Origin of the sequence: Bacillus sp. FSL L8-0099 (assembly GCF_038006385.1) — a bacterium.
GTDB classification, from domain to species: domain Bacteria; phylum Bacillota; class Bacilli; order Bacillales; family Bacillaceae_G; genus Bacillus_A; species Bacillus_A toyonensis.
The window spans coordinates 25,799-47,397 of the sequence record NZ_JBBOVC010000005.1 but is presented as its reverse complement, the minus strand read 5'-3'; the positions used below and the strand labels follow the sequence as shown (position 1 = coordinate 47,397).

Below are 21,599 nucleotides of genomic sequence, written 5' to 3'. Positions count from 1 at the left end.
ATGGACATAAGATTCTTACATCTTATGAGATAAAAGAATAAAATCTATTTTCATTGTTTATTTTTAATGTTAGGCCTTAGGTAAGAGTTTTAAAGTATGGCATTATGTATAGTTTATCAATCTATTTAAAGAGAGGTATGTTATGAAAAAGCAGAAAATTGAGAAAACTAATGGAATTTTAACAGGAGAGAAAAAAATGAAACGCTATAAAAAATTGTTAATGGTTGCTCCACTCGCATGTATGCTAGGAACAGGAGTTGTTACTTTGCCAACTGCATCTCATGCAGATGCAGCACCAGTAGCTTATATTCAATTGGATGAGGGTAGTACTTACTCTACAGAAAACATAACAAAGGCTTTATACAACAGGATACTCAAAGGTATTGAACGTTCACCTGAATTACGTCAGAAATTTAAATTAGCAGATGATGAATCGGTACAAAGAGAACAAGGTGAAACTACTTTCAATGGTACAAAGTACCCTGCTATTGATTATGGTTTAAGAGATCAATTAAGTAAGGTGACTGCTTCAAGTATTGGAACAAATATTACGGTTAATCCAACTACAGTTACTGAAGTAGAAGCGGGTAAAATTGAGCTATTAAGTTATAGGAATGACACTCCTCTCACACAAAAACAGTATACAACAGAAAAATCAGTCAAGCGTATAGATACTGTTACTGCGACAAACCAATATGGATTTAAATTAGGATTTGAGTCTAACACTGAATTTAAAGTTGATGCTCTTGTAGCTTCAGCTAAACAATCATTTAAAGCTAGTGCTGAATTTAATTTTTCACATACAGATACAAATACTGTTACTAATGAAGAGACGGTTACATTTAAGGCACAAGAAGTACTTGCTGCCTCAGGCGGAACAACGAATTATTTTACTAGGGTTGGAAAAGCGAAGTTTTCAGGATCATTCCAAACTGATGCGGCTTTAACTGATCTAAAATTGAAATTACCTATAGTTAAGAATAATAATTCTAACACTGTAGCTCATACTGAAGAAGTTACTCTAACTTCACAAGATATATATACTATTTTCAAAAACTCACCATATGCATTACCAACATATTTAAGTTTTGATGACAATGGTAAAAAAGTCTTAGTGAAAAACGTAACTTTTAACTATACAGGAGAAATGGGTTATAATACAGCGGCACAAGCGGAATTTATTCCATTCAATCAAGAAAAACCAACACAAACAATGTCATATGAAAAATATGAAGCAAAAGCACAGGATAAATCTCTTTAAGAAAAAACTAGAAAAATAAACTATAAAATGCCCAATAAACTTTGTCCGTAACAAAGTTTATTGGGCATTTTCGTTTCGGTGCATAGATAAAGGAACTGAAGGAAAAACTCTCATCAAATTTAATAAATTTCTTTTTAGAATTATAACCTGTCTATATTAAATTAAGATTTATAATATAAATGTTAGATGTTCCCACTTTTAATACTTTATGAAAACCATTTTCTTTTATTCTTTGAATCTTGCAAGTAGGTATTGTTCTTTATTTTTATTTCCTCGATTAATGAGATTTTGAATCATAATAGTTCTTGTACATCTTTTAATAATATGAGCTTATTTTTCTTATAGGGGTACGGCAACATCGCCATAAGGCTAAAGAAAATTAGATACATTGAATATCGAGAAGTAGTGTTATGTTAACTTATGTAAAAATTGTGTCTAAACGTACAAATTTTCCCGAAATGATATGGTGATCTCTTATACATAGAATCTTAAAAAAATGTATCCCAAAAATTACAAACAAAAAACAAGGCTGAAACCAGCCTTGCTCTAAAGGAAAAAAACTAACTCTTATATCTACAGTACATTACGTATGTAAATTTTTAAAGTGGATATATTCGAAAGGATAAAAATATTATAATTGTAAGATTTTTGTGTTTTGTGTTTATAAAGAAACCGTTGAAATTGCTTGTTTATAAATGAACTGTTGCTTTCCATTGCTTAAAACTAGTACCGAAAATTTATCAACAGCGATAATTTTTCCAGGTACTCTGACACCGTTTATTAGAAAAATTGTCACTTCTTTCTTTTCTTCTATAAGATTTTCATAAAACTTTTCTTGTGTATACATCATTTAGACGGTTGCAACTCCTCTCCTTTTTTAGAACGGTTCATAGCTTCTAAGAATACATATTCTTTTACTGTTAGCTCTACCGTTGGGCAATATTCAACCTTTGATAATTCGTGAAATAGAGAAAGGTTTTTGTGTAGTTTTTGAATCATTTCATCTAAAGTGATTTCTCCTACACCATATTGGATTACTGGATTTAAAAATACGTCTATATCTATTAAACTTGGTTCAATTAGGGAAACAATTTCTTGTATTTTTGGTAAAACAATTGTTTCATAGCGTTGTTTGAATAGTTCTAAGTCTTCTGGTGCGGGTTCATTTTCACATAGCTTTTTGAAAGATATTACACGAATGTCATTTCGTAATGAATCAATACGCGCTTCATAAAACGCTTTGTCAAACCCTTCTTTGTCAGCAACATCATAATGAAGTTCTGTTTGTGATCTACGTTTTTTCTGATAAGAATCCATAAGGATTTTTTCTTTTGCATTAAACATCATGATAAATACAGTACGCTCTAAATTCATGACTTGGTTTGCTACGCTTAATGTTTCATCTAATACTTTTGCGCGTTCTTCTTCACTTAACTTTTTTATAGAGGATGGAACAAGGTTTTTGACATTCTCAAACGACTCTGAATTTGTAATGTGTTGAAGAGAAAATTGAGCGACCTCTGGTAAACAAGGATCAGTTGTTTTGTCTAAGAGTAACAAATCTTTAATCGTTCGCACTGTATTTTTGATCTCTTTTTGAGCTTGTCGAACTTTTTCTATGCTTCTTTCCATGTATTCTGGTTGTTTAAGACGATTGAAAATGTATTCTCTTCTTTCTTCAAAATGTTGCTGTAAAAGTGACATAGCTGTTTCCCCCTCTATTTTCTGAATTGATTTAAAACTCCTCTTATATTGTATCATTAAAGTTTATGAACTGGGACGGTAGCAAGGTTTATTTGTGAAGACAAGGTTTGAAATTGCATATCAGACAATCAGCGATACATATTCTTTACCAAAGCAATTACCAAAGCGGATATCAACCTTATAACCAAAGAATCTATCATGATAGCACTATCAAAAGAAATCTTCGATTATCACATGTTTTTAGGGGATTTTGAGTTTTGTTTATAGTAGGAGGAACGGAATGAGAAAAAGGAGGGGGAACAATGAATAATTCTTATGAAATTATCGGTAATCAAATTAAATATTATTTGAGGGATGATCCAACGAGAGGATGGAACAACATACCTAGTCCACAATTTCGAAGTGTGAAAGAAATTACAGAATGGTGTGGAAGTTCAACAAATGAAATTATGTGTGGGTGGGATGCGCTCAATCAAAATGCAATGAGTGTAACGGATACAACAGATTTCTTATATAGGTGGATTAGTTGGTATGTGACCGAACCATTGGACAGTACAGCACAAGAAATACGAAAGTTACCAGATGAACTTGCGAGTTTCATAACAAATGTACCTGTTGATACATTTGAACTCATTAAGAATACCTCTCATATGGTGTTAGATTGTATATGTTTTGTATGGGACTGGATACCGAATTTGTTAACGATATTCTTTTTTTAGGAGGGAAAACATGCTGAATCGAAAAGAAACAATTTCTTTTCAAGCCTTTATGGACCAATCTTATAAGAAGAAAAAGCAAATAAAAATATATAGTATGGGCCCTATTAGCCCGCTTGCATTTTTTCATATGTCATCACCGCTGGTTCATACGTATGTAGCCCTGGGAATAGTAGGCGGCCTTACAATTGGAGCTGTTTTGTTGGAAAAATACTTAGTACGAAATGATTATGTTTTTGTATCTAATCTCCTTTCTAATGGTCTGTATTACGGTGTAAGAATTGGAGGAATGGGGTTCATTGGTTATGTATTTATTCGCATTTTACTCATGTTATAAGGAGGGTTACCAATGAAAGGATGGTTAAAAAAGAAAAAATATAAATATCAGTTAGAAGAAGTATTTAAGAAAGCGAAGCTATACGATGAGCACATTACACGAGGTGGAAAGCTCCCCATTTATCCTACGATTCATGATGTTTACGAAGGAAAGGAAAGTGTGCGGTACACTTTTACACTACCTAATGGCGTTGATCCAGCTCAAATTCATAAGAAATGGTTCTGTTTTCAGCAGGTACTAGGTAAAAATCTCATGATTGAGGGGGATATAAAGAAGTTCGTACTACATGTATTTCATTCTAATGCAAGTTTACAGCCTTACGATTACAGTTATAAACAATGGCAACCATTATTGAAACAATATCGTCTTCCTGTGGTAGTAGGACGGGATCAATTCGGAAATGCAATTGTGTATGATATGGTTGATTCAAATACACCTCATTTACTGATTGCGGGAGAAACAGGAAGCGGAAAAAGTAGTATGGTGCGTGTGATTTTAGCCACATTAATCCAACATATGTCACCAGGGCATTTACATTTGTACCTGGGGGACTTAAAAAATTCAGAGTTTCATTTTTTAAGAAGAGTGAAGCACGTAAAGTATGTTTGCATGGAAGAACATGAAATGACAAGTATGTTATCAAAATTATGGAAAGAGGTATTGCATAGAAGAAAGGTAATGGAAGAATATGAGCTGGGTCATATTGATGAATACAATCAAATGACAAAAGATAAACCTTTACCCTATATTTTTATTGCTATTGATGAAGTAGCAATGCTACAGGACGAAAAGGAATGTGTCACCATAATAGAAAAAATATCAGCTGTCGGCAGATCGCTTGGTATCTTCCTCATGCTAAGTATGCAACGTCCAGATGCAAAAATACTTGATGGTAAGTTAAAGCTCAATTTGACGGTAAGAATGGGCTTTAAATGTGCAGACTTAATTAACAGTAATATTGTGGGGACGCCTGGATCAGAAAATTTAAGTCAATCGGGCCAAATGATTTTAAAATTAGATGGTTTAAAAAAGGTGCAGGCTCCTTTTTTGGCATTGGATCAGGCAAAAGAAATAATAGAACCGTATCGTTTATCTAAAGAGCAAAGTGTAAAGAAGGAAGAACAGGAGCATCAAGAAGATAAAATCTTTGGGGTGTTAGATGATGTTAACGAATAGAGATAAGCAAATTATAGACCATTTACAGCAATTTAGATGTATGTCGCGTGATGATATTATTGATCTTCACTTTAGAAATGTGAAAAATGCAGTAACATGCTGTAATACTGTTACAAAGCGATTAAGCCGCGAAGGATATATTGATGTAGATACATCACAACGTCCATACGTGTATTTTCCTTATCCAAATACCATTCGTAAAGGAAGCCAAAAGATACGTCATTTTTTAGCGATTGTAGATGTATATAAGCAGTTATTACGAACTGAAAGTCCGAAGATATTTCAAGTAGAACCTAAGTATAAGAAAGGTTATATGGAACCCGATATATTTACCATTTGGCGTAAAAGTCCATTTTTTATAGAAGTCCAGAACTCCATCTATAATAAGGCTACGATCCAAACGAAAATAAAACGTTATGAATCGTATTTTCGTAGCATGGAATGGAAAAAAGAATCCTGGCAACCGAAACATAATATGGTATTTCCCTCACTTTTAATCCTTACTGATCTCAAATATTCAATCTCTAGTTCTAATTTCCGTATTTTTCAAGCGCCCTCTATTCCACATTTTCTTACACAAGTACAGCAACCTAAAGGCATTTCGGTTCAAATAGGTTCAGTCAAAGCAAAATTATGAAAGCACAAGATACTGTTTCTTGTGCTTTTTACATATCCCAAAAGTCATTGCTTTTAGCGTAAGGATCAACTTTTCTAATAGCATTTAATAGTTTTTTCATGATTTCAGGTTTGGGGATATAATCTGTATCTCTACATGCTTTACTGATGGTTTGAACAGAAACCTTCGACTTTTTGGCTAGTTCCTGTTGTTCAATTCCTTGCCGATCTAACCATTTTTTTAATTTAGTCCTATTTTTGCGGAAAAACATTTATCTCACTCTCCTGTCCTTATTTTTTTATTTACAATTATGGACAGGAAGTTAAATTCATATACAATTCAATTCAACTTAAATTTAAGTAAGATACAAGAGAACGAGATTCATAGAGTATTTACACGAACGATTTATTGATAATTTCACTTGGAATGAGGTATACATACAATGCAAAGATTTGACTTACGCATCATACAACAAATCTTTGCAAAGCACTTTCCAAAGAAATTTAACTTAATCTGTGTCTAGAGAATATGAAAAAGGACTGTTTTGTTTTACTCGTATAAGATAAGTAAATGGAAAAGGAATAAATAGAAAGACTTTGGGCATATTACGTTTTGGGCATTGACTCAAAATTGTTATTGGAGTGGAAAAAATGATAGGTTTATTGGTTGTATTAGGTTGCACAATTATATTTTTTCTTTTAGCACAAATTCTCACTCCTTCATCTACTTATGATCCCAATACTGATTCACAACGGGCGAAATGCTCTAACAAATTAGAGAAGAGAGTATATGATGCATTGCGCTTCAAAGGTTATTATCCAATTGTGCAATATAAAGTACCGAATAAACGTTTTAAGTTAGATTTTGCGTTTTTTTCTCCAAATGGTTTAAAAATAGACGTAGAAATTGATGGACCTTTTCATCGAACACCAGAAGGAGTCAAACGAGACAGTAGACGGGATAAATACATGAAAACAAACGGATGGAAAGTAATTCGTATTACTGACATTGCATTAAATAATAGGTTTGAAAAACAAATACTTTTGTTGGTGGCAACATTAAATGAATTAGGGATAGAACCTTCTAAAGAAACCGATTTTGTTATGTTAGAACAGGAATAAAGACGTATGATGAAAGTTACATCACACGTCTTTATTTTTTGAAAAGAGCCTAGACCAGAATCCTTGTTTTTGTTCTTGAGTGGATGCTATAAGTCTTTGTGATTCACGCATTTCATCAAAATCTCGTTTTAAGAGTATATCACTGCTATAGCACGAGGTGAATGCATGGTATTAAGAGGGAAACTAAAGTAATAGGAAGACAGAAAAAGGTATTTAATGATTAACAAATTAATGAAATGGAATTAGGGATCCCCATACCAAGAATTAAAATTACTATGTGCTATAGAATTGATACAGGTACGCCGAGTCACTAAAGCAAAGACTAATAGCAAAGAATGCGAACCATGATGGGATTCCCTTGCAAATATTAAGCGGAAATTGAAGGATGAAAAATTCTTGTTTTTAAGCAGGATAAAAAGTGTACAATGGGTATTAAGGATTAGTAAAATGATACTATGTTAAGGGTGTAGCGATACTATAATGGAGGTGGTTGAATGGAGAGCAGAGATGATGTTGTAAGTGAAGTGTATTTAAAAACAATAGATGTCTCCCGTATCACCAATCTAGCAGAAAGTACAATCAGAAAATATAGCTTAGAACTCGAAAAACAAGGCTATGAGTTTAATAAAGATGGCGATACAAGACTGTATCATGCCGATGATGTGACAGTTTTTAATACTCTAAAAGAGATTAGAGAAAAAACTAAGGTTTCATTGAATCACGCTGTTAGCGTGTTGATGACACAGCAATCTCGTGCGACACAGGGTGTAGCGCGTTCGGAAGTTGCTGTGACAAGGTCTCAGAGTGAAGAAGAGCAATACGCGCTACAATCCATATCGAGTGAAATTAGAAATTTCTTAGAAGATATCAAGACTGAATTTATAGGTTTTCGAAAAGAACTTGAAATTGAACGTCAAAGCAATGATTTATTTAAACAAGAGCTTGAAGCGGAGCGTAAAAAAAATCAGGAATTAGAAAAGAAACTTGATCTTATTATGACGGAATTAGAAAAACTCAACGCTAAAGCTGATATTTCTAATCAAGAACCCAAAAGGAAGAAACTATTTGGGATATTTTAAGTTTATACAAAACAAAAAGAGTTGCTCTTATACGGGCAACTCTTTTTGTTTTAGAAATCTGGATATTCTAAATCGTCTTCATCTAATGATCCTGTAATGTTGGTATTAGTGATTAATTGTCCCATTTGACCTACGTCTTTTAATAAATCGTCTGCCAAAGAATTATGGGTATTCTCATCGTTTTGCATAAGAACAGCAGATACAGGAGCCACCTGGAGATCTGAAATGGTTTGTGTAATTTGTTTTATAGCGTTCATCATTTGTTCTTGATTTTTTGAGACTTTTAAAAGTTCTTTTTTTGCATCAAAGGGCTCTTTTTGTGTTAAGTCTTGTTCAACTAATTGAATAATATAAGTTGCAAGCTTTTTTGAGCGGGCTTTTTGCTCAAGGTGATTATAAACTTCTTCGCTCATGTGATCTGTTCGAAGCCCAAAGACTGTTTGTTTCTCGGTCTTTTTAGTACGTCCCATAATGCGGCTCCTCCTTTCTGGCTATACTTATTTCTCTGTTTTTTGCAGCATTTCACCGCGGCTTTTTACTTCAAGACCATATAAATTTAATTTACGTGAATCTGGTAAGAAAATATGATTTGCTTGAGCAATTTCAGCTCCATACATTTCTTCAATGACTTCATGAATGCTAGTTTCTAATATTGGGGCAACACCACCGAAATAAACATATTTATAAACTTTATCAGCTGGTGCAGGCATTACATCTTGGATTTTTAAAATTAGAAACTTAGCAAACTCTTTTAAGGAAGAGCGGATTTTGTCCGTTAAATCTACACGCTGGCCAGTGTTTCCGTCAACTAATTCCATTTTGGGTTTTTGGAAATTGTTCACTATAAATGTTTCAAATGAACGTAAATCAGAGAATTTTTCTAAGAACTTTTCTTTTCTTAATTTTTCAATATGAGATAGATAAGATAATTTGTCTATCGGTTGCATTGAATCACGGTTCTTAGGTGATTTTAAACCGGCTGGTGATAATACTAGATCAATCGTCCCGCCGCCAATATCAACAAGTACTGTATCGTTGTTATCGAATTGTCTTGCCTCTTCACGATCTTCTAATTCAAAATTCTTTTTAATTGCTAAACGTGCAATTTCTCCTTCGATACGACAAGTTGCCTTTTCTACAGTTATTTTTAATGTTTTTTCCATTCCTGGTGTATGTATTGTAACTTCATGCTCTCCAGCAAATCTTTCCGCCATTGCATTTTGGGCTTCACTAAATTTTGCTGTTCGTTTCAGTAACCATATAGGTAACATTGTTTGGAAATATTCAATTTCAACTGTATTGTCATCGGATTCGCGAGTTTCATTAATAGCATGATAGAAAGAAACAGCTGATAAAAACATTACGTAAGGGATAGGGCTTGTAATTTTATCATGAAGTTTGTTGACATGATTGTTAGCTAATGCATGTTTTGCAGCTTCGTCGCCAACTAAGAAGAATCGTTCACTGTCTTCTCCTGGGATTGTTGTTGAAATAAGTAGGCGAGATAATAATTCTTTAGGATTAGTAATGGTTGCTACAAAATGAGAATCAGCTTCGTCTTTACTAATTTCTACAACGTTTGTAGGAGTTTCGATATAGAAACCATCAATTAAGTTCATATCAAGTGAGTTTCCAGAATCCTTATTCATCATAGTAATTTTCATTAACTATTCACTCCTTTAGTTATCTTGTTAACAAGATAACATTTTTTCAGCGTTATTGGAAGTATATTTGTGAAAAAAGTTAACAAATAAAAATAATCGTATTATCTATAGAAATAAGCTTTTTATGTTATTTTTATTTCTAAATGTTAATTAAAGTTAACAATAAATTTATTGTTAACTTTAATTGATGTGAATCTATTTTTCATAATAAATTTGTATCTTTTCGTTTTTTCGATAAGAATTTCCCCTTATACAATGAAGCGATAAGGATTCTAAGCGCAAGAACTGTGGGGACAGTTCAATTTCTCATCAAATTAAATAGGTTTTATATGGAACATTTGACACACTCTGGGTTTCCTTCATTTTCTAATTGATAAAATAGAATTCAAATATTACCGAAATTAGATAAATATTTCTACAAATTCAAAATATTAACAAAAGTGATAAAAGTGATACATTTAATTTGAAACTTATAAAAATATTTAAGGGGGATTAATTATGTTTAAAAAAATGATAGTAAGTACTTTAGCTACAGGCTTATTATTCTCGGTTAGTGGAAATACATTTGCTGAATCACCGGATTATGGTTCGGTGAAGTATGAAATTAATGGTGCAGTCAAGGCATCGGAATTTAAAGATATAGCAAAGATGCCTATAGATATGAAAAAAGTAACTTCCACCGATCCCTACAATTTAGATAAAAAGAATGGTAGAGTACATAAAGGTTTTGATTTTGCAGCACCACAAGGAACAAGAATAGATGCTGTTCAATCTGGTAAAGTAGTTTTTGCTGATTTTGGAAGCAAAAAAAATGGGTTTACTGATTATGGTAATGTAGTAGTTATCGAACATACCTACAATAAAAAGAAACTTTATACCTTATATGCCCATATGAGTAAGATGTCAGTGAAAAAAGGTGACACAGTAGAAGCGAGTCAAAAGATAGGAGAAGTTGGTAAAACGGGAGAAGCCACAGGTAATCACCTTCACTTGGAAGTAAGAACAGATACACTTCATGGTGAACGTGTAGATCCAACTAAATATTTGCCACCATTTAAAAAATAATAATATGTAAAACTTTTAAACTATTAGTCCTTATAGCAATAGCTTAAAAAAACCTGTTTTTTGCTATCAACAGGTTTTTTTATTTACATAAAATTCGAAAGCGAAAGTTAAACATCCTGTATGTGCTTATATTCAATAAGTTGTTGACCACTAGCATCTACTCTAACGGTAATTTCATCAATACCATAGCCAATATGTGGTCCATAATAGGGGGAAACTCGTACTTTCACATCATAAGCTCCACCAATACCATATAATTGTTTAATATTCATAATCTCAGTATCCCATCCTGCCCAGGATGGGATACCTTCTGTAGCATTTTTATAAATTTCTGTTAAAGCTTTATCAATTGATGGACTGAGGCTTCTTATTAGAGCATATTTCACCATATCATTATCTGGTTCTTTTGCATTTGCTTGAAAAGAGAACGTAGAGTAGGAAATGATGAACATTAAGATACTTAGTACAATTAGAATTTTCTTCATAGCATCACCTAAAATTATTCTGTCCACTTTGGCTAATATTATTGTACTAACAAATACTTTAGTTTGAGTAAGATAAGAAAAAAATGAAGAAATTTTATTGTATACGATATACATGCTCGGTTAACATAATGCATCAGTATCGGTAGCAAGGAAAAAGGCGAATCCTGTGTAAGTTGGGATTCGCCTTTTTTAGGTAGTTTTAGAGAATGTAATCATAACATATTTATATTATGGTTAACAAATAATGATTTCCTCTAAGAAACCATTATATAACTTGTGTTTTTTTTATAACATATGGTGTATTGCCAGCATTTCGAAAAAAACTAGGCTAAGAGCATACAAGATTTTATACAGTTTTTCGGCTAATCCAGTAAGAAACGCGAGCCATAAAACCGCACCAGAATAGGAATGTATAAAAAGATGCATAGAGTCATAGAAAAAGACAAAGACAAATCCCTTGTGAGAGTAAGAAGACGTCTTTCTCTTTGCTACCGATACTGAGACGTTATGTTAACCGATCATGTATAGAGTATTCACCTGTAGACTTAAAATAAAGTTGGATTAAATTATGATTTAGTTGTCATAATAATTGAACGTGGATAGAATCCCAATTTCTCATAAAACGATACAGCTTCATTCCCGTACACTACTGTTAATTCAATTTCATATATTTGTTTTTCTTTAAACCATTCCATTGCACTATTCATTAATTTCAAACCCAATCCATTTCTTCGGTATTTTTCGTCAACAAATAGGACCTCAATCTTCCCGCTTACTTTTTTACCATATGCTATATAAAATCCTAATATATTGTCCGTTTCCGCTTCAATCAATAATTCGATCCTGTATTCTCCATACTTTAAGTTTTTTTCATATTCTTTAATACGTTCCTCAAATGTAATTCTTGGATAATCACCAGAAAAAAATTTTGATTTACTATTATGATATTCATGCAATTTATCTAATGGGTTTCTTATCACTTCTATTTCTTCGAGTGTTATCTGTTTGTTAATAATTTCCATTCTTTCACATCTCCAGTAATATATTTTTATTTAAGTATAGAATACTGTACTTCCTATATCGAGAATTATGTAAATAAGCTGTCCAAATGGACAGCTTATTGTATTTTTGGCTTAGCGTAGGGTTTTTCCAAAATGTGGAGGTACCCTTGATTCAATTTATGATCAATTAAACTTAGGTTTTTATCCTCGAAAAATACTGTAAGGATAAGGTTTTGTATTCATTAGCGTACAATTCCCCCTAAATGATATGGTGCTCCCTAATAACATTTTATGAGTTGGATATTGAGGGTAATTTAGTAAGGGTTTTAATATGTGAACCATTGGTTTACATGCATTAGATTAATGGTTTCTTTATTAATTAGGAGTTTATATGTAATGTTTTCTTAGAGGTGAATAATATGAATTTAGGTACGCAATTAAAAAAGTTTCGTGAATTAAAAAGCTTTTCACAAGAAGATGTGGCTCGAAAGGTTGGAGTGACTAGACAAGCTGTATATAAATGGGAGAGCAATAAAAGTTACCCTGATATTGATAATTTGATTTTACTTAGTGAATTATATGAAGTAACAATTGATGAGTTAATAAAGGGATCAGCGAATACTCGAGAGGAATTAGAAAAAAAGGATAAGGATAAGTGTGAAGACGATGATGAGGAAAATGATTTTGTTTTTTTTATAGGTATTGCTCTTATATTTATAGGGATATTTATTGGCATTGAAGGAATTTCCTTATTTATAACTATATTAGGAATGCTGATAATGGTATTTTATAGTGATGTAAAAAAAGCAATTATTAATGAATTTAAAATAAAAAGAAGACCAAACTAGAAAAAATTTAGTTTGGTCTTCTTTTTATTGCTGTTTATTCCAGAATTGAACGTATCTATGCAGGGCCTCAACGCTTTTCAATCCTAAAAATGCTTTAATTTCAATGGGTTTCATGTCATTCTGTAGCGCATTTAATATAAAACGGTTCCGTAGCATAGTAGGCGTTATATGGATTTCAGCGCGTTTCGCTTCTTTCTGTAACATGCGTTGTACAGCGATTCTAGTTAAAGCGGCAGGTTGATCTTTTTCATAGTCCCAGCGGAACGTTTGCGGGCCGAAATCAAACGCCACAAAGAAGGGATCGCCCGTTTGTTGGCGCGGCCTAACAAGATTAGGAATCTTGTTGTAATACGATAAGGCCAGTTTTACATGCTCTTTTGAAAGGGTAATAGATCGCTTGTAGGCGTGTATCCCTCCTGGGGTAATGGTATTCGTCCCAAAGTGTATATCATGCATAGAAAGCGTAAGAATGTCCTGGATAGACAGCCCATAATCTAACATGAAATGAATTAATAAAAGATTACGTTCTAGAATAAACTTTCTTCCTGTTGCTTGGTAGTCGGTTAATCCGTTATAACTACGCATGACGCGGAATAGTTTTTTTGTTTCTTGATCCGATGCAAAGTGTTTAGAAGTTAGTCCAGGAGGGGAGATATCACTTTTTAAATCCTGGGCCGCACCATGAAATTGTAAAAAGTTAATGAGAATACCTCGTACACGCTTGATATTAGAAATTGACGCTCCACGTTCCTTTTTAAGGGCTTTTAAGTATCTATCTAATGCATTTGTATCGAAAGAACGAAAAAACGATTCTGGGGGTGATTTGACGCGTTTCTGAATCCATGATGTGAAAAGTGTGAGATCGTAGCGGTATTGTTTAACGGTGGAAGATTTACGGCCATGTTTTAACAAATCAGCAAGGAAAACATCAACAGAAAGTTCCCAAGTCATGTTTATATACTCCTTTTTCCTAAAAATTGTGTACCGCAATTATATACGAGAACTATACAAACAAGCAATAGGGGATTCTAGGTCGAGGTGTTTTCTTTGGGGCTTGGTGGGAGTCCAGGGCCAGGACATTGCGGGGCTATGCGGAGACATATGGGCATGGCTAGACAGGGCGTGGAGTTGTAATATAGGTGGATATATAGATGTGTAGGAATGAGTGGAAGGCGAATGATGGGCCGATGTTGAAGGAGGACGATATGCGAGGAATGGGAATGGCCGCCGCCCCGCCTACGTAGTTTTATGAAAATCTGCCTGGCAACGGAATCTGATTCATAGCTGAATCAAGATACCCTTACCAGGAGAGCTTCAAGGTAAATCTAAGTTTCTAAATATTCCGCGGAACCTAGTTCTATCAATCAGTTTAAGGTAAGAATAAGTTCAGAATAACCTAAGTATGTTGTCGCAACTAATTCTGTAGATTTATCTCATATTATTCTGAATTAATTCTGAGGTTATTCTCTTTACTGAAATGCTCATAATGAACAGGAATGATCGTTTGTTTTTAAAGTGCTGTACTATATATTTATGGTAAAAATTACGAATATTAGTATTTATACTGTATACAGATATTCGGTGTTCCGTAAATTTGTATATTAAATGATAAAAAGAGTTCTATTTTGATATTTAGTTTGTTCTGGAGGTTTATGTTTAAAAATCTAGCAAAATATAGTTCCCAATATGGGATACTTTTTATAATAAATCTTGTTTTTAAAAAAATTAAAATGATTAAATATATTAGGATTTATTTTTGCCCAATAAGCCTTACTCTCACAAGGGATTAGAAAATTCTTCTTATTTAATTACTGATTTAAGAGCAGGTTCAATTCAATTATAAATTCATAGTGGATTTGTTGTGAAAAACGCCCTCAATTTACAAAAGTATAATAGATTAATAATATGTTTAATCTATTAAAATAAAGAATGGCATGACAAAAAGCCTTGTTAGGGGGGGATTTTTTGAACAAGGCTATAAAACAATTATTTTTTTGTGGAAAATGAGATTTAGGCGTTTGGATCGAGCATCTTTTTGAATAAATCGAATGGGATTGTACTCTTATTTGATTTTCTCAATCCTATATTTCTTATGTTTTCTTTCGCCTGTTTATCTCTACGCTCTCTATTTGCAGTTAACTGTTTTGTATAGATTGTCATGAAATGTGCAGGCGTACTGTCTTGTGATTTGTTTATCTCAAAATACTGTACACAATCTTCAAAAGTCTTTCTTACTTCCCAATCTACGTCTGGTGGCATACGAACCGCAATTGTATACGCATCTTTTTCAGTAATATTCGTATCTTTACTCAACATATATAAATAAAGTTTTTGTTGATCTTCACTCATCCACTCATCCATTTTACGAAATCGCAGTTCTAACTTTTCAACTGGATTAGGGGTATTCTCTGGCTCTTTTTCTTCCGTTTCTTCATTTGAAAGAGCAACAGTATCCAATATATCTATCCCCTGGCATGTAGGCACAGGTGGTTTTTCGGCTTGTTCTGTAGATTTCTCCTGTTTTTTACTTAGTCTTTTAGATAGAAACTTTGTAAATGTAGAAAAAATATCAATTGAAAACGCCCATTTTTGCTTAAAATATTCAATGATTTTCAAATAATTGGTATTGAGGCTTAATATGTAAATAGATGGTGCAATCTTACCATGACGTCTTGTTTTGATTTGATGGCATACTTCAAGGTCCTCTAACCAATTCAGAATAAAGTTGATGATCGGCACAGAAATACCCGATTTTTCACTGATTTGATTTTGTCTCATTTGAGAGTAGCCTTCTTGTACTAGGTAAGATAAAACAACCTCTAATGCCTTATAGCGGCGTGGTGTTTGTATGAAGAAATCTTTAGTGGTTTTACCTTCTGTATCTAAAAGAATTGTATCGATAGCCTTAATTACTTTTTGTACTGTTTTATTGATAGCACCTTGAGGAACATGAACCAGGTGTGGGCTTAATTCTCGTTTTGCTGTACTTAGCAAAAAGTTATTTAGTAGCATGAAAAAACCTCCTATTTTTCCCACCTAAAATAAACAGAAAAATGCTGGAAAAACAGAGGTTCTATATTCACATTACATATACAATATGGTATAATTTCAGTATCAAGTATGATACTAAAAAAAATCATATAAATTTTTTATGTGAATGAACCCTGTTAGGGAGCTTTTATCTGGTGTCGTCGCCAAACTTCAGCCAGATAAAAGCTCGAGGTGGGTTTATTTTTTTTGTTGTTATACTTGTATTGTAAAACGTTCCTCGCAAAATATCAATAAAAGATGAATAAAACCTATTCGAAATTACAATAAAAATTTTCAGAATCTTTAGAATATTAAGTGTTTATTTTTTCAACCACATCGTCAAAGATTCTTAATATTCTAAAATAAAAAACATGAAGATATGTTAAAATTTTGTAAAGGGCTAATAGGGTTTAGTGAGGAGGAATTGTCACTATGAACGAGATCATTACAAAAGAAACTACAATGAAACATCTTATGGATGAAATATCGCAAAAAATAAACGAAAAATATACATTACGTAAAATAGCCAAATTATCGGGGGTAAGTAGAGAAAAAATAACTAGAGCAATTGAATGTAAAAACAAATATGAAATGAAATTAGACAGCTTTTTAAAAGTGGTTAGCATCTTATATGACAATTTAGAGGTAAGACGTCAAAAAATTAATACCTTTATACTCTTAATAAAAAGTCCTTTGAACATTAGGAAAGCCTTGTGTTATTCGCATGTTTCTGGTGATTACGAGATTATAGATGTATTAATAAAAAAACATATTAATACCGATAGTGTGAGTCAGTACCTATTAATTTATGATTTATTTAATCGAAGAAATAAAAATGAAATTAAGGGGCAAAAAATAGTTGATGAAATTAAAAATTTAAAACTTTCTTCTAACGCAGAGTGTCAAGCGTTATCAAATTTGCTTTATACTGTGGCTATGTATGATGAGGACGAATCAAATGCAGTTGCTCCTTTCGCAAAAGACGCGGAAAAATCTATAAAAGACATTAAACAGACATATATAAAAGATCATTTATATATGCAATATAAAGAAAGGCTTGCTTATATATATTTGTTGAGTGACAAAATTGATAAATGTAGAGAAGTCTGTGAATCAATCTTAAAATCAGACTTAGAAATTCCGATGATTAAGGCTGTTGCAAAAGGGTGTTTAGGAGAGAGTTACATATATGAGGACCCTTTGAGGGCAGAAATGCACATGGAGTCAGCATTGGAGCTTCTTGATAATATCCATGTCCCTAGAAAATCTCAAAAATATTTTGCTTTTAAAACAACATTGGCACATCTTTATATTGAAAATAATTTTAATCTTCATAAGATTGATTTTGATTATATTCATATCGGCGAACATGCTCATTATGAATGTTTACATGGTGATCGAGAAAAAGGGCTTGCAATGTATAAAATTTTGGAACAAAATGGATTTAGTGCACATCAATTATATTCTTATTCAAAAGTAATTGGAGACATACAAGGTTTAAAAGAGGCATTAATATCTTTTGAAAGATCTGGAAACTTGTTTTATGCTAGAGGTGTGAAACAAGCGCTATTGAAAAGCGAGGTGAATTTAGTTGACTAAATATCTAATGTGCATACTACTTGTTTTAGGGATTTCAGTAACTTCCTTACATAATGAACCAGTTGAAAAGTTTGCTAAGGTTCAAGATAATCCCTCTTTAACTTCATCTTATATGATGGTAGACCCTGGGACTGGTTGAGTCTAAATTTTAAAAACTGAATTTTAAAATGATTAGACGCTACTTATTGTAGCGTCTTTCGTACTTTTTAGGGGGTGGTGCGATTTTTGATTCTGTAAAAAAAATACACCACCTTGACGCTGATTCTTAAAATATAAGAAAAGGACGTGGCATTGTCATGGAATTAAATATTCATTGGTTAGAGCAAAATGTTAAGAATAATTGTTGTACAACTGATGTATATACTATTTTTAACCTATATATGGATTTAATCCAAATATGTAAACAAGAAAGTACAGGGGAAAATATAGAAAAGACAGGCTAATTTAAACATAATTATTTTAACTAAACCTATTTGATCTTTTTTTGAGATTTAAATTCATTCATATAGGCGATCAATTTTTTCTCTAATTCAGCTCTATGCTCATCTGGAACGCTTATGTATGTTTCAAATAAATTCTTAGATAAGCGCGAGATGAGCTTTAATGTATCTTCATCCCTAACGGCCGCTTCTGGATTCAATAAATCATTTATACTTACTTTATGGTATGAAGCTATATTATTGAGCGTGGAAATATCAGGTTCTCTGAATCCATTTTCCCAGCCAGCATAGGTACTATAGGGAGTATTTAATTCTTCGGCGATTTTTTTGCGACTTAGTCCCTTTAATGATCTTAGTCTTTTTAAGTTTTCTTCAAGTGGTTTGAGTACATCTTTTTTTTCTAGATTTTTTATCATATCTAGTTTGTGATTTTGTATCTCTATAGAATCTAATGAAATTATTTGTGTATTAACTAATTCATCAATAAGAAGATCATAGTAAATAGAGAACTTTTTTAAAGATAGCAAATCTGGTTCCCTTAAATCATTTTCCCAATTGTTATAAGCATAATAAGAGATATTAATTTTGGAAGCTAGCTCTTTTTGAGTTAGCTTTTGTAAGTTTCTGAGATGTTTAAGGTTTTGTCCTAGAAATGTATTGGTCATAATTAAACTCCTTTGCATGGATTTTAAAACAAAATTGCGTTTTTGAATAAAAATTATTCGTTTTGTGTTGACTTTCGGCTTTAAGCCGAATACAATGTAATTAAGGGAAGGGAGGGTGAAAAAATGCTAGCGTCACATGAAAACAAAACCGTTGTACGAGAATACAGGGAATCCAAAGGTTTAAGTATTAAGGAAGTTTCCAAAGGCGCTAAAATTCCAATCGGCACATTATATGATGTTGAAATTGGAAGAAGGAGTCTGAAAGACAATAAAGCTAAAAAAATAGCTGATTTCCTTGAAGTTCCGATCGAGAAACTTTTCAGACCAACATATTATCGTGCAATACACATCACAGAATGAATAAACCTCATGTTATTGATTACATCTATCTAAGTGTATTGTAAATGAAATTCGGCTAAAAGACGAAATAATTATGACTAAAGTATATTGTTTTATATTTAGAAAGAAAAAATGCTAAATATTCCGTTCTTTGAAAACTGAATAATCCTAAAGGAGCTGTAAAAAATGGTTTTGAAACGATCGTATCAAACACTACTACTCTTTACGAGTGTACTTTTATTTGTGATGAGCTGCTTGATTCCGCTGAATCAAGCCAGTGCGGAGGTAATCAATCGTGAAAGGTATCAGATGGATTGGGCCTATAGTCCGCAGTATGGGAAAGATGTTCGTACAGAGCTACTAAAGAACGCCAGTGGTCAAATCGCGTATTGTCTGGTATACGGTTTAAAATCCCCAAATGGAGAGGATTTACCAGAAGCAGGCAAAACAGATGATGTATCCTATCGTGTCTTAATGAATGGATACCCACAGAAAACACCAGAAAGTTTAGGTGTTTCTAATTGGCAAGAAGCCCATTACGCGACACAACTAGCTCTTTGGAATGCACTTGGCCAGATTTCCATTGATGAATTACAGTTCAAAAATGCGGCTGTTCAAAAAGCGGCAAAGAACATTATTCATGCGGCAAATCAAAGCCAGGATACACAAGATGTTTGGATGAATGTCATTCCAACGGATAAACAAGAAGCACAATTAAACGGTGAATATTTCGAAACAACAACATACAACGTTCAAACAAATGCAAAAAAAGGTACATTTCAAGTACAAATGAACAATGCACCACAAGGCACACGTATTGTCACAGAACAAGGTGAAGGGAAAGAAACATTCCAACTAGGAGAAAAGTTCCGTATTCAAGTACCAAAATCCTCTAAGAGTAGTGAACTATCTCTAAAAGTCGTTTCAAATCTAACGAATGTTCATGCAATCGTATATAAAGGAACAAGTACGATTCAAGATGCAACTGTATTATTAGAGCGCAGTACAGAACAAGTAAGCACAGACTTACAAGTATTCTGGAAAGCAAATGGCGCCTTAAAAGTGATGAAAGTGGATGAAAACCAAAAGCCACTACAAGGCGCAGTATTTGAAATCGTAAACAGTAATCAACAAGTTATGGGAACGATTACAGCTGACAAAAACGGTATCGCTGAAATGGGCAACTTAGAACTTGGCACATACACTGTAAAAGAAGTGAAAGCACCTGTTGGATATGTGTTAGATGCTACACCAAAGCCTTTTGAAGTGAAAACAGGTGAAATTGCTGTTGTTGAAATGAAAAATGTACAGATCAAAGGCAATATTGAAATTAAAAAAGTAAGTGATACAGGCAAGATTCTCCCAGGCGTTGAATTTACAGTATTTACGCCAGAAGGAAAGGCAGTCACAAAAGTAACTACAAATCAAGAAGGGATTGCGAAAGTAAATTCTCTTCCGTTTGGAAAGTATTACTTCCAGGAAACGAAAGGATTAGAAGGTTACTTATTAAATCAAACAAAGTATCCATTTGAAGTAAAAGATCATAATCAAACACTTACATTCGAAGTGAAAAACGATCAAGTAAAAGGAAATGTACAGCTTGTAAAAGTAGATGAAGATGGGAAAACAAAATTAGAAGGTGCTGTTTTTATCCTAGCTGATGAAAAAGGCAAGAAAATCAGTGAGCATAAGACAGACAAAAACGGGTTAATCAAAATTGATAATATCCCATTTGGAAAGTACCAATTCATCGAAAAAACATCACCAGCGGGCTATGTGCTGGTAAAAGACCCGATTCCGTTCAGCATTACTGAAAACGGAAAAACAATTGAGCTAGTTGCAAAGAATACAAAGATTAAAGGCTCAATTGAAATTACAAAAGTAGACGTAGCCGATGGAAACAACAAGTTACCAGGTGCAGAGTTTACGATTTATAACGAGCAAGGCCAGGAAGTTGTAAAAGGAAAAACAAATGAACAAGGCATTGCAAAGTTTGAGAAATTACCAGCTGGTAAATACACATATAAAGAGACATTCGCGCCAGAAGGATATTTAATCAATGAAGAAACATTCTCTTTTGAAATTAAAACAGATGGTGAGATTATCAAACATGTTGTAGCAGATCAGAAAAAAGAAGTTCCACCAACACCAGAAACGCCACAGCCAGAACAACCAAAACCGCAACCAGAAAAGCCACAAACACCACAAGTCATTGAAAAACCTGTACCAACACCAGAGAAACCACAATACATTGTAAAACAACCACAACCGATGAAAGAACAACCTAAGAAAGTAGAAAGCCATTTACCAACAACAGGCGGCAAAATTGAAAATCCATATTGGAAATGGATTGGTGGTACATTTGTCGTTCTTGGTAGCATCATAGCTGTTTACGCATTTAGAAAACGTAAGAATCAAGAAGTTTAAAAAACTCTCAACTGATAAGGGAGGGC

The 21,599-nt window shown here is 33.1% G+C and carries 23 protein-coding genes; 13 read left to right on the top strand and 10 right to left on the bottom strand.

The window, feature by feature from the left end:
- The first annotated feature begins 142 nt into the window (after positions 1 to 142).
- Complete coding sequence (locus MHH42_RS31980) at positions 143 to 1,261, top strand: ETX/MTX2 family pore-forming toxin (RefSeq protein ID WP_340895760.1); 1,119 nt, start codon at positions 143 to 145, stop codon at positions 1,259 to 1,261.
- A gap of 661 nt (positions 1,262 to 1,922) precedes the next feature.
- On the opposite strand, the gene hfq is transcribed toward MHH42_RS31980, so the two are convergent.
- On the bottom strand, positions 1,923 to 2,108 hold the full coding sequence (gene hfq, locus MHH42_RS31975) for an RNA chaperone Hfq (protein WP_172793968.1): 186 nt from the start codon (positions 2,106 to 2,108) through the stop codon (positions 1,923 to 1,925).
- Positions 2,108 to 2,965: a hypothetical protein gene (locus tag MHH42_RS31970; RefSeq protein ID WP_095022287.1), complete on the bottom strand. Its 858-nt coding sequence runs from the start codon at positions 2,963 to 2,965 to the stop codon at positions 2,108 to 2,110. Before MHH42_RS31970 ends, hfq begins: the two co-directional genes overlap by 1 nt.
- A 302-nt stretch (positions 2,966 to 3,267) precedes the next feature.
- Here MHH42_RS31970 and MHH42_RS31965 point away from each other — a divergent pair, with 302 nt between their 5' ends.
- Genes MHH42_RS31965 through MHH42_RS31950 form a run of 4 tightly spaced genes read left to right on the top strand, consistent with a single transcriptional unit; the run spans position 3,268 to position 5,831 of the window.
- Entirely contained in the window at positions 3,268 to 3,684 is a 417-nt protein-coding gene (locus MHH42_RS31965; RefSeq protein WP_340895757.1) for a hypothetical protein, read from the top strand.
- A 10-nt stretch (positions 3,685 to 3,694) separates the two neighbouring features.
- Positions 3,695 to 4,018: a hypothetical protein gene (locus MHH42_RS31960; RefSeq protein ID WP_340895755.1), complete on the top strand. Its 324-nt coding sequence runs from the start codon at positions 3,695 to 3,697 to the stop codon at positions 4,016 to 4,018.
- Between the two features lie 12 nt (positions 4,019 to 4,030).
- Positions 4,031 to 5,194 carry an FtsK/SpoIIIE domain-containing protein gene (locus MHH42_RS31955; protein WP_340895754.1) on the top strand — a complete coding sequence of 388 codons (1,164 nt, stop codon included), beginning with the start codon at positions 4,031 to 4,033 and terminating at the stop codon, positions 5,192 to 5,194.
- Complete coding sequence (locus MHH42_RS31950; protein ID WP_340895753.1) at positions 5,178 to 5,831, top strand: replication-relaxation family protein; 654 nt, start codon at positions 5,178 to 5,180, stop codon at positions 5,829 to 5,831. The genes MHH42_RS31955 and MHH42_RS31950 overlap by 17 nt, the downstream gene beginning before the upstream one ends.
- A gap of 28 nt (positions 5,832 to 5,859) precedes the next feature.
- On the opposite strand, the gene MHH42_RS31945 is transcribed toward MHH42_RS31950, so the two are convergent.
- A complete protein-coding gene (locus MHH42_RS31945) occupies positions 5,860 to 6,081 on the bottom strand; it encodes a helix-turn-helix domain-containing protein (protein ID WP_098829463.1) in 222 nt (73 codons plus the stop codon).
- 379 nt (positions 6,082 to 6,460) lie between these two features.
- On the opposite strand from MHH42_RS31945, the gene MHH42_RS31940 reads away from it, so the two are divergent.
- Together MHH42_RS31940 and MHH42_RS31935 are read left to right on the top strand one after the other, a co-directional pair.
- On the top strand, positions 6,461 to 6,931 hold the full coding sequence (locus MHH42_RS31940; protein ID WP_340895749.1) for an endonuclease domain-containing protein: 471 nt from the start codon (positions 6,461 to 6,463) through the stop codon (positions 6,929 to 6,931).
- Positions 6,932 to 7,425: 494 nt separating this feature from the next.
- Complete coding sequence (locus MHH42_RS31935) at positions 7,426 to 8,010, top strand: hypothetical protein (protein ID WP_340895748.1); 585 nt, start codon at positions 7,426 to 7,428, stop codon at positions 8,008 to 8,010.
- A gap of 50 nt (positions 8,011 to 8,060) precedes the next feature.
- Here MHH42_RS31935 and MHH42_RS31930 read toward each other — a convergent pair whose 3' ends face one another.
- Both MHH42_RS31930 and MHH42_RS31925 read right to left on the bottom strand, forming a co-directional pair.
- Positions 8,061 to 8,480 (bottom strand): hypothetical protein, encoded by a 420-nt coding sequence (locus MHH42_RS31930; protein WP_340895746.1) that lies wholly within the window; start codon positions 8,478 to 8,480, stop codon positions 8,061 to 8,063.
- A 27-nt stretch (positions 8,481 to 8,507) separates the two neighbouring features.
- Positions 8,508 to 9,674, bottom strand: a complete 1,167-nt coding sequence (locus MHH42_RS31925; protein ID WP_340895744.1) for a ParM/StbA family protein — start codon at positions 9,672 to 9,674, stop codon at positions 8,508 to 8,510.
- A gap of 498 nt (positions 9,675 to 10,172) precedes the next feature.
- On the opposite strand from MHH42_RS31925, the gene MHH42_RS31920 reads away from it, so the two are divergent.
- Positions 10,173 to 10,739 carry a M23 family metallopeptidase gene (locus MHH42_RS31920; RefSeq protein WP_340895742.1) on the top strand — a complete coding sequence of 189 codons (567 nt, stop codon included), beginning with the start codon at positions 10,173 to 10,175 and terminating at the stop codon, positions 10,737 to 10,739.
- A 107-nt stretch (positions 10,740 to 10,846) separates the two neighbouring features.
- On the opposite strand, the gene MHH42_RS31915 is transcribed toward MHH42_RS31920, so the two are convergent.
- A complete protein-coding gene (locus MHH42_RS31915; protein ID WP_340895741.1) occupies positions 10,847 to 11,224 on the bottom strand; it encodes a DUF3888 domain-containing protein in 378 nt (125 codons plus the stop codon).
- A 566-nt stretch (positions 11,225 to 11,790) separates the two neighbouring features.
- Entirely contained in the window at positions 11,791 to 12,246 is a 456-nt protein-coding gene (locus MHH42_RS31910; protein ID WP_097959299.1) for a GNAT family N-acetyltransferase, read from the bottom strand.
- A gap of 398 nt (positions 12,247 to 12,644) precedes the next feature.
- Between MHH42_RS31910 and MHH42_RS31905 the strand changes: the two genes are divergently transcribed.
- Positions 12,645 to 13,073: a helix-turn-helix domain-containing protein gene (locus tag MHH42_RS31905; RefSeq protein WP_340895738.1), complete on the top strand. Its 429-nt coding sequence runs from the start codon at positions 12,645 to 12,647 to the stop codon at positions 13,071 to 13,073.
- 24 nt (positions 13,074 to 13,097) lie between these two features.
- Here MHH42_RS31905 and MHH42_RS31900 read toward each other — a convergent pair whose 3' ends face one another.
- Together MHH42_RS31900 and MHH42_RS31895 are read right to left on the bottom strand one after the other, a co-directional pair.
- Complete coding sequence (locus tag MHH42_RS31900) at positions 13,098 to 14,024, bottom strand: tyrosine-type recombinase/integrase (RefSeq protein WP_340895736.1); 927 nt, start codon at positions 14,022 to 14,024, stop codon at positions 13,098 to 13,100.
- A gap of 1,059 nt (positions 14,025 to 15,083) precedes the next feature.
- A complete protein-coding gene (locus MHH42_RS31895) occupies positions 15,084 to 16,085 on the bottom strand; it encodes a Replicase RepFR55 (RefSeq protein ID WP_340895735.1) in 1,002 nt (333 codons plus the stop codon).
- Positions 16,086 to 16,535: 450 nt separating this feature from the next.
- Between MHH42_RS31895 and MHH42_RS31890 the strand changes: the two genes are divergently transcribed.
- Together MHH42_RS31890 and MHH42_RS31885 are read left to right on the top strand one after the other, a co-directional pair.
- Positions 16,536 to 17,702: an AimR family lysis-lysogeny pheromone receptor gene (locus MHH42_RS31890; RefSeq protein ID WP_340895734.1), complete on the top strand. Its 1,167-nt coding sequence runs from the start codon at positions 16,536 to 16,538 to the stop codon at positions 17,700 to 17,702.
- On the top strand, positions 17,695 to 17,841 hold the full coding sequence (locus MHH42_RS31885; RefSeq protein ID WP_000170513.1) for a hypothetical protein: 147 nt from the start codon (positions 17,695 to 17,697) through the stop codon (positions 17,839 to 17,841). The genes MHH42_RS31890 and MHH42_RS31885 overlap by 8 nt, the downstream gene beginning before the upstream one ends.
- Before the next feature lie 330 nt (positions 17,842 to 18,171).
- Here the strand turns inward: MHH42_RS31885 and MHH42_RS31880 are convergent, their stop codons facing one another.
- Positions 18,172 to 18,807: a helix-turn-helix domain-containing protein gene (locus MHH42_RS31880; protein ID WP_340895729.1), complete on the bottom strand. Its 636-nt coding sequence runs from the start codon at positions 18,805 to 18,807 to the stop codon at positions 18,172 to 18,174.
- A 123-nt stretch (positions 18,808 to 18,930) separates the two neighbouring features.
- Here MHH42_RS31880 and MHH42_RS31875 point away from each other — a divergent pair, with 123 nt between their 5' ends.
- The gene (locus tag MHH42_RS31875) at positions 18,931 to 19,167 is read left to right on the top strand and encodes a helix-turn-helix domain-containing protein (protein ID WP_340895728.1); all 237 of its coding nucleotides are present in this window, start codon (positions 18,931 to 18,933) and stop codon (positions 19,165 to 19,167) included.
- A gap of 165 nt (positions 19,168 to 19,332) precedes the next feature.
- Positions 19,333 to 21,573, top strand: a complete 2,241-nt coding sequence (locus MHH42_RS31870; protein ID WP_340895727.1) for a SpaA isopeptide-forming pilin-related protein — start codon at positions 19,333 to 19,335, stop codon at positions 21,571 to 21,573.
- Positions 21,574 to 21,599: the final 26 nt, after the last annotated feature.

Excerpts from the sequence above, each read along its gene's own strand:
- MHH42_RS31955 (WP_340895754.1), top strand. The coding sequence starts at position 4,031 with ATGAAAGGATGGTTAAAAAAGAAAAAATATAAATATCAGTTAGAAGAA.
- MHH42_RS31945 (WP_098829463.1), bottom strand. The coding sequence starts at position 6,081 with ATGTTTTTCCGCAAAAATAGGACTAAATTAAAAAAATGGTTAGATCGG.
- MHH42_RS31960 (WP_340895755.1), top strand. The coding sequence starts at position 3,695 with ATGCTGAATCGAAAAGAAACAATTTCTTTTCAAGCCTTTATGGACCAA.
- MHH42_RS31965 (WP_340895757.1), top strand. The coding sequence starts at position 3,268 with ATGAATAATTCTTATGAAATTATCGGTAATCAAATTAAATATTATTTG.
- MHH42_RS31925 (WP_340895744.1), bottom strand. The coding sequence starts at position 9,674 with ATGAAAATTACTATGATGAATAAGGATTCTGGAAACTCACTTGATATG.
- MHH42_RS31935 (WP_340895748.1), top strand. The coding sequence starts at position 7,426 with ATGGAGAGCAGAGATGATGTTGTAAGTGAAGTGTATTTAAAAACAATA.
- MHH42_RS31920 (WP_340895742.1), top strand. The coding sequence starts at position 10,173 with ATGTTTAAAAAAATGATAGTAAGTACTTTAGCTACAGGCTTATTATTC.
- MHH42_RS31950 (WP_340895753.1), top strand. The coding sequence starts at position 5,178 with ATGATGTTAACGAATAGAGATAAGCAAATTATAGACCATTTACAGCAA.
- MHH42_RS31890 (WP_340895734.1), top strand. The coding sequence starts at position 16,536 with ATGAACGAGATCATTACAAAAGAAACTACAATGAAACATCTTATGGAT.
- MHH42_RS31880 (WP_340895729.1), bottom strand. The coding sequence starts at position 18,807 with ATGACCAATACATTTCTAGGACAAAACCTTAAACATCTCAGAAACTTA.
- MHH42_RS31900 (WP_340895736.1), bottom strand. The coding sequence starts at position 14,024 with ATGACTTGGGAACTTTCTGTTGATGTTTTCCTTGCTGATTTGTTAAAA.
- MHH42_RS31940 (WP_340895749.1), top strand. The coding sequence starts at position 6,461 with ATGATAGGTTTATTGGTTGTATTAGGTTGCACAATTATATTTTTTCTT.
- MHH42_RS31905 (WP_340895738.1), top strand. The coding sequence starts at position 12,645 with ATGAATTTAGGTACGCAATTAAAAAAGTTTCGTGAATTAAAAAGCTTT.
- MHH42_RS31875 (WP_340895728.1), top strand. The coding sequence starts at position 18,931 with ATGCTAGCGTCACATGAAAACAAAACCGTTGTACGAGAATACAGGGAA.
- MHH42_RS31980 (WP_340895760.1), top strand. The coding sequence starts at position 143 with ATGAAAAAGCAGAAAATTGAGAAAACTAATGGAATTTTAACAGGAGAG.
- MHH42_RS31870 (WP_340895727.1), top strand. The coding sequence starts at position 19,333 with ATGGTTTTGAAACGATCGTATCAAACACTACTACTCTTTACGAGTGTA.
- MHH42_RS31970 (WP_095022287.1), bottom strand. The coding sequence starts at position 2,965 with ATGTCACTTTTACAGCAACATTTTGAAGAAAGAAGAGAATACATTTTC.
- MHH42_RS31930 (WP_340895746.1), bottom strand. The coding sequence starts at position 8,480 with ATGGGACGTACTAAAAAGACCGAGAAACAAACAGTCTTTGGGCTTCGA.
- MHH42_RS31895 (WP_340895735.1), bottom strand. The coding sequence starts at position 16,085 with ATGCTACTAAATAACTTTTTGCTAAGTACAGCAAAACGAGAATTAAGC.
- hfq (WP_172793968.1), bottom strand. The coding sequence starts at position 2,108 with ATGTATACACAAGAAAAGTTTTATGAAAATCTTATAGAAGAAAAGAAA.
- MHH42_RS31910 (WP_097959299.1), bottom strand. The coding sequence starts at position 12,246 with ATGGAAATTATTAACAAACAGATAACACTCGAAGAAATAGAAGTGATA.
- MHH42_RS31915 (WP_340895741.1), bottom strand. The coding sequence starts at position 11,224 with ATGAAGAAAATTCTAATTGTACTAAGTATCTTAATGTTCATCATTTCC.